8 protein-coding genes are annotated in these 12,536 nt (G+C 44.3%); 6 read left to right on the forward strand and 2 right to left on the reverse strand.

The genetic code is table 11. The features are described 5' to 3' along the window. Positions 1-89: 89 nt before the first annotated feature. On the forward strand, positions 90-1,643 hold the full coding sequence (locus GVY04_21125; protein NBD18533.1) for an alpha-glucosidase: 1,554 nt from the start codon (positions 90-92) through the stop codon (positions 1,641-1,643). An 8-nt stretch (positions 1,644-1,651) separates the two neighbouring features. Here GVY04_21125 and GVY04_21130 read toward each other — a convergent pair whose 3' ends face one another. Beyond that, entirely contained in the window at positions 1,652-3,901 is a 2,250-nt protein-coding gene (locus GVY04_21130) for a Na-K-Cl cotransporter (GenBank protein ID NBD18534.1), read from the reverse strand. A gap of 351 nt (positions 3,902-4,252) precedes the next feature. Here GVY04_21130 and GVY04_21135 point away from each other — a divergent pair, with 351 nt between their 5' ends. From GVY04_21135 to GVY04_21155, 5 genes are all read left to right on the forward strand, one after another. Continuing rightward, positions 4,253-5,698 (forward strand): glutamate--tRNA ligase, encoded by a 1,446-nt coding sequence (locus GVY04_21135; GenBank protein NBD18535.1) that lies wholly within the window; start codon positions 4,253-4,255, stop codon positions 5,696-5,698. A gap of 93 nt (positions 5,699-5,791) precedes the next feature. Beyond that, positions 5,792-6,433: a Uma2 family endonuclease gene (locus tag GVY04_21140; GenBank protein ID NBD18536.1), complete on the forward strand. Its 642-nt coding sequence runs from the start codon at positions 5,792-5,794 to the stop codon at positions 6,431-6,433. Positions 6,434-6,540: 107 nt separating this feature from the next. After that, positions 6,541-7,083: a redoxin family protein gene (locus tag GVY04_21145; protein ID NBD18537.1), complete on the forward strand. Its 543-nt coding sequence runs from the start codon at positions 6,541-6,543 to the stop codon at positions 7,081-7,083. Between the two features lie 218 nt (positions 7,084-7,301). Further along, entirely contained in the window at positions 7,302-7,544 is a 243-nt protein-coding gene (locus tag GVY04_21150) for an ATP-binding cassette domain-containing protein (GenBank protein NBD18538.1), read from the forward strand. A 356-nt stretch (positions 7,545-7,900) separates the two neighbouring features. Next, a complete protein-coding gene (locus tag GVY04_21155; protein NBD18539.1) occupies positions 7,901-9,697 on the forward strand; it encodes a tetratricopeptide repeat protein in 1,797 nt (598 codons plus the stop codon). Positions 9,698-9,816: 119 nt separating this feature from the next. Here the strand turns inward: GVY04_21155 and GVY04_21160 are convergent, their stop codons facing one another. Continuing rightward, positions 9,817-12,510 carry a CHAT domain-containing protein gene (locus tag GVY04_21160; protein ID NBD18540.1) on the reverse strand — a complete coding sequence of 898 codons (2,694 nt, stop codon included), beginning with the start codon at positions 12,508-12,510 and terminating at the stop codon, positions 9,817-9,819. Between the last annotated feature and the right edge of the window lie 26 nt (positions 12,511-12,536).

The raw sequence follows: 12,536 nt of genomic DNA on the forward strand, positions 1-12,536 counted from the left end.
GAGCCTAGCAACCCTAAACAACTTTCGTTGTTTGAGTGGATAGGAGGTCAGGTAACTGATTTCCCAGAATCCCCCACTAAGCTGACGCTATAGTGGGGGAGTATGTCAATCAGAAACTCGACTATCTGGTGAGTTTGAATGTGGATGCCCTTTGGATCTCGCCTTTTTTTCCCTCACCGATGAAAGACTTTGGCTATGATATTTCAGATTACTGTGCCGTTGATCCCATTTTTGGCACGCTAGAAGACTTTCAAACCTTACTTGACAAAGCCCACTACCACAGTTTAAAAGTTCTGATTGACCAAGTTTGGAATCACACCTCCGACCAACATCCTTGGTTTACAGAAAGTCGTTCCAGTCGCGATAACCCAAAAGCAGACTGGTATGTTTGGGCTGATCCCAAGCCTGATGACAGTCCCCCCAACAACTGGTTAGCCACATTTGGCGGCAGTGCTTGGACGTGGGACCAACAACGGCAACAGTATTATCTGCACAACTTTTTAGCCTCACAACCAGACTTGAATTGGTATAACCCCGAAGTCATCCAAGCCATTTTAGAGGTCGCTCGCTTTTGGCTAGAACTAGGCGTAGATGGTTTTCGCTTAGATGTAGTGAACTTTTTTACCCATGATCGTCTCTTGCGGGATAATCCCCTTCGGGAGCAAGAACGGCCGGCTGGTGCCGATCCGAACGATCCTTATTTTGATTACATCAATCGTTATAACATCTGTCAACCGGAAACTTTGAAGATTCTGGAAAAAATTCGCGCTTTAATGGACGAATATCCCGGAACAACCACCCTAGCAGAGGTGAGTTCAGCTGAAGATACGATTCTTACCTCTAGTGAATACGTGAGAGGGAAGCAGCGTCTGCACATGGCATACAATTCTTCGCTGATGAGTGATGAACTCCTGACCGATCATCGTTTACGAGCAATCATTACCCAAGTGCAAGAACAAGTAGGAGAGGGAGTCATTTGTTGGACTGGGGGAACCCATGATTTTCCCCGTCTCAAGTCCCGCTGGCGTAATTTCTTGATTGATGATGTTTTTACCCAGGAAGCCTTTGATCATTTATTTGTTGCCCTTCTTATTTCATTACAAGGCAGTTGTTGTTTATATCAAGGAGAGGAACTTGGCTTAACCCAAGCCGATGTTCCCTATGGAAAATTACAAGATCCCTTTGGGATTGCTGGCTATCCTCATATTAAAGGACGGGATGGTTCTCGCACGCCGCTGCCTTGGAAAAAAAATACGCCTCATGCTGGCTTTACCGACGCTGATGAACCTTGGCTACCCATTCCAGACGACCATTTCGATCGCGCAGTGGATCAACAAGATCATAATCCTCATTCCCTGCTCAATAAATATCGCCGTTTATTACAGTGGCGAAAACAACAACCTGCTCTTTTAGAAGGGAAGATGGTGTTATTAGAAACCCCAGAACCCATCTTAGGCATCAAGCGGGAGTCTCAAGAACAAACGTTAGTCATTTTGTTTAATTTAAGTCCAAAACCGGTGCATTTTAATCTCTCTGGGTTTGGCGATTGTGTCAATGCCAATGCCCTTGATTTTCCAGTACGGGAGTATGAAACCCTGATCGAACTCTCTCCCTATGGCGTCTTTTTTGGCAATTGTTTCTAGAATTTGCTTTAGGCTTTGGTCACTCCCGAATCATTAAACACTTCTGAAAAGGAAAAATTGGGAGCTGCTAAAACAAATGCTGTGGAAGGTAATCCCGCTACTTTTTGCTGAAGTTCCTCGTAGTAACGCACAAAGTTTTCATCAGGAGTTGCCATCCCTAAGAAAATTAAGTCAGCATTGCGAGAGGTTTGTCGTAAAATCCGCTCGAAGGAACGACCATCAGCAACAATGACTTGCGGGGTAGCACTCATTCGCAATTCCGTTATGAGTTGGTTCAAATTATTTCGTGCCGGTGGCACAGCCGTTTGATGATTCACGACTAATTTGATATAGATTTTGGCTTCTCGCCAACGCATATCGTTGCGCAGTAAATAGGCTAACAGTAACATCAACCCCCCATTGGCTTGCATACTTCCCCCCCACCAGATATCAATGCGGCGGCGTCTACCAAAATTACGGTCGTGATTTTCTCGGAAAATCACTAAATTGCGCTTAGATTTGTGGATTTGCGCAATCATCTGACAGTAATTCGTGCGATGTTCAACGGATTCACTATCACCTAATAAAACTGTGTTGGGAATAACCGGTCCCAAACCATAAGTTTCGACTAAATGCTGTGCGCCAGTAAAGATATCATGAGCAGTGATTACACGAACAAGGGCTTGCATTCCCTTTTTTTCTAAATAGTTGCGAATCCGTCGTTCCATTGGTCCTTGTTGGAGAGAGGCGCGAGAGCTATTTTTAAGGACTGTGGAAACGGTGACTAAACCTCGTTTGTGGGTCAGCGCATCAGCCAATTCAATCAGCGACCAGCGTTTAGTTGGGGCACCGGATAAAACAAGAATATGGGGGCGCCAGTTTTTCGGATCTTCTTCGCGGTAGGTTTGATCCAGTTGGTAAATGCCAATGCGGAGTAATGCCATCCACAAGCCGCGACGCACATCGCCCCAAGTGACTTCCAGTTCCCGGCGTTGTAGCCAAAAATAGATGCTGAGACTAATGATAGCAGCCACCACCGTCGCGATCGCGTTGATTAAAAACATGACCACTAGACAGCCAATGGCTCCCAGCAGAGACCAAATCCAATGCACTCGAAATTGGGGTCGAAAAGAGGGACTCTGTAAAAACGCTTCAATGGCTGCCGAAACGTTTAAAACCAGGTAAGTGGTGAGAAAAAACATCGTTAGCACGGGTGCAATTAAATTTAAATCGCCAATGCAAACCGTTGCAATGACCACTGCCAATGTCACAGCAGTTCCCACTCTGGGTTCATCATGGGCTTTACTCCCTTTGCCTAAAAACCGTAGCCAACGCGGTAAGACGTGATCTCTGGCCAGGGCTTGTAAAATTCTTGGTGCCCCCAAAATACTGCCTAAGGCACTGCTGAGGGTTGCCCCCCATACTCCTAACAGAATCGCAGGACCCCACAAAGACATCTCTTTCATAATCAGCGGTTCAGCTAAAAGGGTTCGTGCATCCGCTCGCATTGCCATGATAATGGGCAGCACCAGATAAATGACATATCCGGTTCCCACGGCAGCTAAGGTGCCAATGGGAATCGCTTTGGTCGGGTTTTTTAAATCTCCCGACATATTCACCCCTGCCATAATGCCGGTCACCGCCGGGAAGAACACCGCAAACACCTGCCAGAAGGGTTCTGAGAGTCGATCTGATGCCCCCCAAAGCTCAATTTCGGTGGGTTCTAAGGGTTGACCGAAAAAGAAAGAGAGGAGAGACAGCGCGATCGCGCCCATGATAATGTACTGGACTTTAATGGCAGCATCTGCTGAGACTAATGCCACCACTGCCACCAGTACTGTTACCACTAATGCCACATACAGTTGATTGAACTGGGGAAATACATCCACGACACTTTCCGCAAACCCCAACGTATACAGGGCAACGGATAAAGCTTGGGCAAAATAAAGGGGAATCCCTACTGCACCGCCACTTTCAATGCCCAGGGAACGACTAATCATGTAATAAGCACCACCCCCCCGAACCACTCGATCCGTCGCGATCGCGGAAATGGATAAAGCCGTAAGAAATGTAATTGAGGTGGAAAGGGTGACAATAATTAAAGTTCCTAATAAGCCGACATTGCCAACGACCCAACCAAAGCGGAGGTACATAATGACCCCTAAAATCGTAAGAATGGAAGGCGTATAAACGCCACCAAATGTCCCCAGTTTTTGACTACTGGGAGGAGAAGTTAGGGCATCAGGTTGATCTTTATCAGGCGTCGGGAGTTTGACCATACAAAGTTTTCGATCAACGCAATCTTGGCCAGCGCGATCATTATTCTTAAGAAATTAACTCTTGTCTGATTTTAAGATATGGAGCAAATCCTTAGGTATTGAAATAATTAAGCCCTACTGTAACTCAAGGGCAAGAAGAGCACTACAGCATAATTACATGCACAAGGCGTAAAAGATTAAAGTGAAAAAGGAAACGTTAATACTGAGTTTTTAGCTTCCATATTCTTGACCCTACGGGAACGCAATGGGTCTGATAGAATAGATGAAATGCTGTTAATGCCTGACCAAATCAGGATTACACCCCATTAAGTAAAGACTCAAACTTGTAGGAAAAAGGAACGAGGAAAAGCTGTGACAGTAAGAGTGCGCATTGCACCAAGTCCCACTGGTAATTTACACCTTGGTACCGCCCGCACGGCGGTCTTTAACTGGCTATTTGCCCGTCATGAAGGGGGAACCTTTATTATTCGGATTGAAGACACTGACCAAGCGCGATCGCGCCCGGAATTTACGCAAAATATTAAAGATGGGCTAGCTTGGTTAGGACTACACTGGGATGAAGGTCCCTATTTTCAATCGGAACGGCTCGACCTCTACAAGCAAGCCGTTCAAACTCTCCTTGACAAAGGCTACGCCTATCGTTGCTACACCACAGAAGAAGAACTCAACGAACTCCGAGAAGCGCAAAAAGCGCGCAATCAAGCCCCCCGTTACGATAACCGTCACCGTAACCTGACCCCGGAACAAGAAAAAGCTTTTGAAGCAGAAGGGAGAAAACCGGTGATTCGCTTCAAAATTGACGATCCTCGCGAAATTACGTGGACTGACCACATTCGAGGATTGCTAACTTGGAAAGGAAGCGATCTCGGCGGTGATATGGTCATAGCCCGCGCCAGTAGTCGCGAAGATTTAGGACAACCCCTGTATAACTTGGCGGTAGTGGTTGATGACATAGATATGAACATTAGTCATGTCATTCGTGGCGAAGACCATATTGCCAATACCGCTAAGCAAATTTTACTCTACGAAGCCTTGGGCGGAACAGTTCCACAATTTGCCCATACCCCGCTAATTCTCAACGAAAGGGGACAAAAACTCTCAAAACGAGATAATGTCACTGCCATTTCCGATTTCTATAAAATGGGCTTTGTTCCCGAAGCCATGGCCAATTATATGACCCTTCTCGGTTGGACACCTCCTGATTCCACAACCGAACTGTTCACCTTAGAAGAAGCCGCTAAAACTTTTACGCTTGATCGCGTCAGTAAAGCCGCTGCCAAATTTGACTGGTCAAAACTGGACTGGATTAACAGCCAGTATATCCATACAATGGAACCGAGTCGGCTGCTAGAAATGTTAGTTCCCTTCTGGGAAGAAGCGGGATATCAGGTTGACCTAGAAAATAATCGTCCCTGGTTAGAACAAGTCACTGCATTGATTGGTCCTAGTTTAACCCGTCTCACTGATGCGGTTGAACAAACCCAAGTCTTCTTCCAAGACAAGGTTGAACTCAACGCAGATGCCCAAGCGCAAATGCAACAAGATGGTGCGAAAGCAGTGATTACAAGCATTTGCGAGGGCATGAAACCGCACGAGCAACTGACCGAAGAAGACGCCAAACAACTCGTTAAACAAGTGACTAAAGAACACGGCGTCAAAAAAGGATTAGTGATGAAGTCTCTCCGCGCTGCTTTAACCGGAGAGGTGAAAGGACATGATTTGATGGAGTCTTGGTTATTACTCAACCAAAAAGGACTCGATCAACCTCGTTTAGAAGCTGCCTTAAGTCAGGTGTAATTGTTAGATGAAAGGAAGAGAGACGTTGAGGAGTCGGGGTTTAATGACCCTCTCGCCTCATCTCCTTGTTTCGTAATCAACTCTAGAAAAACAATGGTACAACTGCAGATGAATCAAATGACAGTCTCTCCTGGCGGGAAAGTTGTACTGACAGATATTAACTGGATCACTTTAGAAGCAATTTTAAAGGAATGGGGAGAAAAAAGGTCTTCTCGCATTGCTTACAACCGAGGGATTTTAGAAATTGTGACTCCCTTACCGGAACACGAAATTAATAAAAATTACATTACTAATTTTGTAGAAATTCTGTTAGAAGAACTCGATATTGAATTTTGTCCTCTCGGTTCAACAACCTTCAAAAATGAAGGAATGCAGCAAGGCATTGAACCGGATAATTGCTTTTATATTCAGCAGGAAGCAGCAATTCGAGGTAAAAAACGAATCGATTTAAACCTAGATCCACCTCCCGATTTAGCATTAGAAATTGAGGTAACATCGCGAAGTTATCCTGAAATTTATGCTGCTTTAGGGGTGCCAGAATTATGGCAGTTCAAACAAGATCAGTTATCCATTTGCCTTTTACAAGAAGGAACTTATCAAAGCTCTGTTAAGAGTCGGATTTTTCCGCAATTTGATTTAATTAATGCGATTCCCAAATTTCTGAGTCAGTGTAAAACCCAAGGGCGGAATCGAACCATGAAAGCGTTTCGCCATTGGGTTAGAGAACAAATGTAAAGTTTCTCTTCCTAGAGGATGATTCTTGCTAACACTGCTTTAATCGGGCTTCTGAACACGATATATTAACACTCGTTAAGTACTAGCATCTTGAAGGAGAAATAATCATGAGTGTCGCTGTTCAACAAACGGTTCCTGATGTTGTTTTCCGGACACGAGTCCGTGATGAATCAGTTGGCGGAGATAACCCTTTCCGTTGGCAAAATCAAACTACCCAGGATATTTTTGGGGGGAGAAGAGTGGTTGTCTTTGCTCTTCCTGGGGCGTTTACCCCGACTTGTTCCTCGACTCACTTACCTCGCTACGAAGAGCTGTATGATGAAATTCGCGCTCAAGGTATTGACGAAGTGATTTGTCTCTCTGTAAATGACGCCTTCGTTATGTTCCAATGGTCAAAACAGCAGGGAGTACAAAAGGTATTTATGTTACCTGATGGCAATGGAGATTTTACGCGTAAAATGGGAATGCTGGTCGATAAAGACAATCTTGGTTTTGGCATGCGTTCCTGGCGCTATTCCATGGTTGTTGATGACGGTAAAATTGAAAAGATTTTCATTGAGCCAGACTTCCAAGACAATTGCCCCACTGATCCCTTTGAAGTATCTGATGCCGACACAATGTTAGCTTACCTCAAAGGGGTTAAAAGCTAAGTTAACCAATTTTGTTCGCGTCCTTTGTCAGTAATGAGGGCGCGAATTAATTCGAGTTAGTGTATAGCTCTGACTGAGAGACTGTCAAGACTTTTGCACTCAGCAAAAAGTTGGCTACGGAAAAGAAAGCAGCACTCACCGTACCCCCACAAGCGACGATCGCGCAAACTTTAGAAATCTGATTGCGTGAGGATTTGCCCTGGTGAGAAGCACAACAGATTTTGGATCAATATGCCCTAAGTCATCCTTGGGAAATCCAAGAAACGATTGAGTTGCGCGATCGAGTTGCCGTCATTGGGCATTTAACTTTGTTTGGTAGCGATGGGATTTTGTATGTATTTTATTTGAGTTTGGGGCAAAAAAAGCGCGTTGCGATCACGGATGTCATGATTATTCGTCCTCGCCTGCTGTTACTGGATGAACCCGCTGCCTATCTCGACCCCAAACCAATGGCAAGTTGACGACAAATGCTCGATCGCGTCCAAAGTACTGGCACTACCATCGTCAGACTACTATCAAACAGTAATATGGATAAGCCTGTTAAAATGAGCACTCCCCGATAATGACTTTAATCGGTGATTATTGTCTCATTATTTATCTTGATATTGAAAGCATTTCAGAAAATTCCTAGCCTGTCGTAATTCCTTGATCACGTAGGAGTTTTGAATCCTTTGGCTAACAATTAAGAAGGATTTGCCATCACGAAAATTGACAATTGCTGTTTTAGAAGTTTATACTGAATCATAAGTGTTTCAAATTGCATAATCTCACGTAAAATAATTACGCAAGAAGTCTTTGAAAGGGATCAATTCCAAGTGTGAATTACTTCGATTCTGAATACTCCTCTAATGTGGAGCAAAATGCTTTTCTCCAGACCACTTCTAGCGACGAGTCACTTCATGGTTTAGCAAAGATAGGAGAGAGCCTCCTTAACAATCAAAATTGCGATGGGATTCATCTATTGCGATTGTACCAAGAAATTTTGCTGCATGGAGAAGTCGCGTTTGATCACACTAAAGAGCAAGCCGAATTAGTCAAATTAGGTCTGGTTGCTCAGTATAAGAATAAATTAAAAATTGCCAGCCAAAGTGAGCCAGTCCTCTTAAATGCCTCTTGGATTGATAGCGAACTCACCCGTTTAGATCCTTACAGCAAAATCAGACTGAAATTGCTGAAATTAGATGAAAAGGCAAGTTTACCCTACAGGGCACTGACAGAGTTACTTTCATGGACAGGGAATCAACCCTTTCTTGTGCAAAAGCTGAGCCAAATCCTTCAGAAATCTCAAGTATTCATTCCAGCCGGACAAGAACCGGAACAGATTCAAGCGTTGGTACAAACTCATCTAATTAAAAATTGGGAAACTCAGGCAGCTAGTGCTCACCTCAAGGAAATCCGCAATGGCTTGCTCAATAACCAGCGGTGTGACCCTTTTGATCTATTGAAACGATATCAGCAAATCTTACAACAGGTCAAACTGGCTGCGGAGGATTCTTGGGAAGAAACTGAGTTAATTAATTTAGGATTAGTCACAAAACAAGAAGGCCAGTTAAAGATTGCTAACCGGATTTACCAAACCGTCTTTAATGCCTCATGGGTAGAGGAAGAGTTATTTAAAATCAGGCATTCCTACCAGTCGGTAACGCCTCCTGTGGTTGAAGAACCACCGATTTCATCGATAGCAGCTGCCGGAGGAGACCAGAACACGAACCAGCGAGGCAGGAAAAAAGGGAAATGGATAATCCTTGCAGTGGTTTTGCTCGGTACAAGTGTGCTCAGTTTTCGATTGATCTCTCAAAGCCGCAATCCCCAAATCTTTCGCGAAGCCAATGAGTTGTATATTCAAGGAAATTATGAAGAAGCCGTTACCAAATACAATGAGGTCTTAAAGACTAATGCTAACTACTATCAAGCATGGACCAATCGAGGATATGCTTTTGCTGGTCTTAGGGAATACGAGAAAATGCTTGAATCATGTACTTCGGCAACTGTAATTGAAGACCAAGCAGTTTATGCCTGGAATTGCCAAGGAGAAGCTTTCTATAATTTGAAACAATATGACAACGCGATCGCTGCTTTTAACCAAGCGATTGCCCTCGAAACTAACAATCCGCTTTTCCAGATTAATAAAGCTGATGCTCTGCTGGCTAACCAAGAAAATGATCAAGCCCTAGCAGTGATTGAGAAAGCGATTCGTCTTTTGAAATCAACTCAAGATATCAGAGAACAAGAAAAAATTCACAAGCTATCTGTCGCTTTTACTCATCAAGGTAAAGCCTTCTGGCAAAAGCAAGAATATGAAAAGGCGCTACAAGCTTATGATCAAGCATTAACCTATACTCCAGATCACTTCACTGCTCAGCGCGATCGCGCAATCGTACTACAAAAACTCAAGCGTTCTGAGGAAGCACTTGCCAACTTCCAGCAAATGCTAAAAAATCAACAACTCTCGGCTGCCCAAAAAGCTGAAATTTGGTTCTATCAAGGTTTAAGCCTCATTAACCTTTCCCAACACCAAGAGGCAATCGCTGCTTTTGATGAGGCACTCAAGCTTAAACCAGACTATCAAGCAGCAGCAGAGGCTAAACAGAGGATTGTCAGCAATCCCCATTAGATCACCCAAAATTGCCTGACCAGGAATGAATAACCCTATTGTTGAGTGATTATTTGAACGATAGCACTACGTTTTCCGGTGCGAAATCCATCCATCATTCCAGGGGAGTTGGCTCCCTCCTATTGCCAATCTCCGACTAAAACGTAAGGTGCCCAGTAATAAGGATGAGGAGGAAGCGACTTCAGTTCCTCAAAAGGAGGATTAGCCTTAAAAGACTCGATCAACTCTAGTTGAGCGGTTCTGAAAGCATCTAATTTTGACTTTCCCTGTTTTAAATGTTGGTAAAATTGTCCCATGACCTGGGCAGCAGAATCATCTTCTACGGGCCAGAGAGTGGCCAATGTACTGCGAGCCCCAGAACGGACTGCCATTCCCGCTAGCCCCAAAACAGCTCTTTCATCACCTGTAGCAGTTTCACAGGCACTCAAAACGAGCAAATCCAACTCGCTTGTTGCTCCTGCTTTGAGTAATTGGCTCAACTCCTCAAGCCCGATCTTGTTGCCATCCCCAGTCAGGATAAAATTCTTTTCGGGATTGGAACTGAATAGACCATGAGTCGCTAGGTGAACCACAGGGAAATTGCCTTGCAGTTCAGTTTTAATTGTTGCTGGCGTAAACTCTTCATTGAGAAACTTTTCTGAGGCTGGGAACGCTTCCTGAATCTCTGCTAATTCTTGGGGAACATTTTCTAAAGCCGGAAAAATTTTGTCATCCACCTGCAGTTCCTGGCTAACTCCAGCTGCAAGAACTTTAATCTGTTCCTGTTTTAATTGCTGAGGATCGATCAGTTGCAGGCTGGGAACAAGACTAATCCCATATTCTTCGATCAGATATTTTTCGCCATCATAGAGTGCTGCCATAGGAATTCTCTGCAATTTGCCATTCAGCACAAAGACTAAGTGTTTAATTTCCTGGGCTTCTAGTTCTGCTTGGAAAGGTTGGATGAACCAACCATAAATTTTTGACAAGAGAGGGAGCGTCTTCTCCAAATTTTCTTTTAACTCTTGAGGATTCGGGTTAGAGGTAGAAAGAATATTACGAGCAGAGTTGTTAGCTGTGAGATTATCTAAAGCATCATAAAGCTGATCGAGCGTCTGGTTAACTTCTGTTTCGCCGATGGGAATTGCTGCTTGGTGTAGGGGTTGTCCGGGCAGAGAAATGATTAGTTCCAAGCGATCCGATAAAACAAAAGGATAAATAACAGCAGATTGGGGGTCAATATCATCTACTTCTACTGCCACATCAGCTTCTTGAGAACAGGGATCTTGAAAGAAATTATCCAATTCTGCCAGCTGTAGAGATTCCATCACCCTTCTTGCCAAAGCTAAACGACTTTTAGGCATCTTTGTTGCAGATTTTTCAGTAGCAGTATTGGGATTGGACAAAACTAGAGCATTGAGTTCTTCCTCATTGATGTCTAACTTTAAAAGTAAATCTGCCAGTTCAAGGTAAACCGGTTTAACCTCCTGCAAAAAGTCAAATTGAACAACACTAGCATTCGCATTTAAATCATTCCGGAGAGATTGGAGTGTATTGAAGGCAGCGGCATAAGCCGCGATCGCGGCTTTGGGATCTCCTTTTTGTTTGAGTAATTCACCCAACTGGGATTGCCAGAGATAAGTCATCTCTCGCGCATCGCCGTTAACGTTCTGTTCTTGAGCTAACATTAGCGCTTGCCGCGTCAAGTTAGTCGCCTGATTCAATTGACCTTGCTTGTTATACAGCTGAGCGAGATAACCCAAAGCATAACTTTCCGATTGCTGATCTTTTAATGTTTTTGCTTGTTGTCGTGCCATTTTCAACAAACGTTCAACTTTGTTGTCGGTTTTTTCAAGTTCCATAAGGCTATGGGCAAAGTTGATGCGGGCAAAGGTCGCCCCATGACTTGGGGGAAGGTTGGTCAAGTTAGACTCAATTTGAGCGGATAAAGCGGTTTGATCTTGACTGAGGTCCAACTCCAAAGCCGATAAAAACTCTTCTGCTCGCTTAATTAACTGAGCTTCCCCTTGTCGAGACCAAGAAGCAATGCGCTGATTGGTCTGAGTGATCCACCATTGTTCTACATCGAGCAATAACTGAAAATGATTCAGTTGAGCTTGCATGGGCGGTAGGGGAGGGGAAGACCCCAGGGTTGCCGCTTGCCGATAATTATCAAAAGCGGGCTGGTAAATTTCTAAAGCAGTGTCTAAAGATTTTTGATCGATGATTGCTGTAATTTCTTCATAGTCCCAGCGATCGCGCATTCGGTTCCCTAAGTCTTGTTTCGTATTGCCCAAACTCAGCCAAGTGGCACTGGCTTCGGGGGAGCCTTCTGCCACAGCAAGACTCAACTCTAAAGCGGACTGAGATTGCTCTAAAAGTCCCTGTCGTCGGAGGACATCGCCTAGACTCCGTAAGCCAATGGCATGAAACGGAGCGAGAGCATCTTGTTGCGAGGACTGTGTTTCTATTAGTTGATTAATATTTTCTGGAGAGCAATCGGAATGATCAGCCCCTAACGCTTCCAGTAAAGTTTGACAGGCTTTCGGAACCAATCCTAAATCTTGCAGCGCTTGCGCTTTATTAATCAGGCTTTTTGTCCTCCCCTCCTTTTCACCCGCTTGCTCATAAGTATCAGCAGCTTGCTGCCAGCGCTCAGCCGCCTGGTCAAATTGTCCCGCTTGGTAGTAACGTTGACCTTCTTGTACCAGTTCCAGAGCAATCTCGGTTTGGGTTGCTTGTTGTGACCAGACAGGAAGACACCAACTAGACAATAATCCCAATCCGAATAAGAGGATAAAAGTGAATATACTTTGATATGTCCGATTCATCATCAATCATTCCCAATAAAAATCAGTAA

It is taken from the genome of Cyanobacteria bacterium GSL.Bin1, assembly GCA_009909085.1.
Lineage (GTDB): Bacteria > Cyanobacteriota > Cyanobacteriia > Cyanobacteriales > Rubidibacteraceae > Halothece.

Bases quoted from the DNA above. Each gene is read 5' to 3' on its own strand.
- GVY04_21140 (NBD18536.1), top strand. From the start codon at position 5,792: ATGGTACAACTGCAGATGAATCAAATGACAGTCTCTCCTGGCGGGAAA.
- GVY04_21160 (NBD18540.1), bottom strand. From the start codon at position 12,510: ATGATGAATCGGACATATCAAAGTATATTCACTTTTATCCTCTTATTC.
- GVY04_21130 (NBD18534.1), bottom strand. From the start codon at position 3,901: ATGGTCAAACTCCCGACGCCTGATAAAGATCAACCTGATGCCCTAACT.
- GVY04_21145 (NBD18537.1), top strand. From the start codon at position 6,541: ATGAGTGTCGCTGTTCAACAAACGGTTCCTGATGTTGTTTTCCGGACA.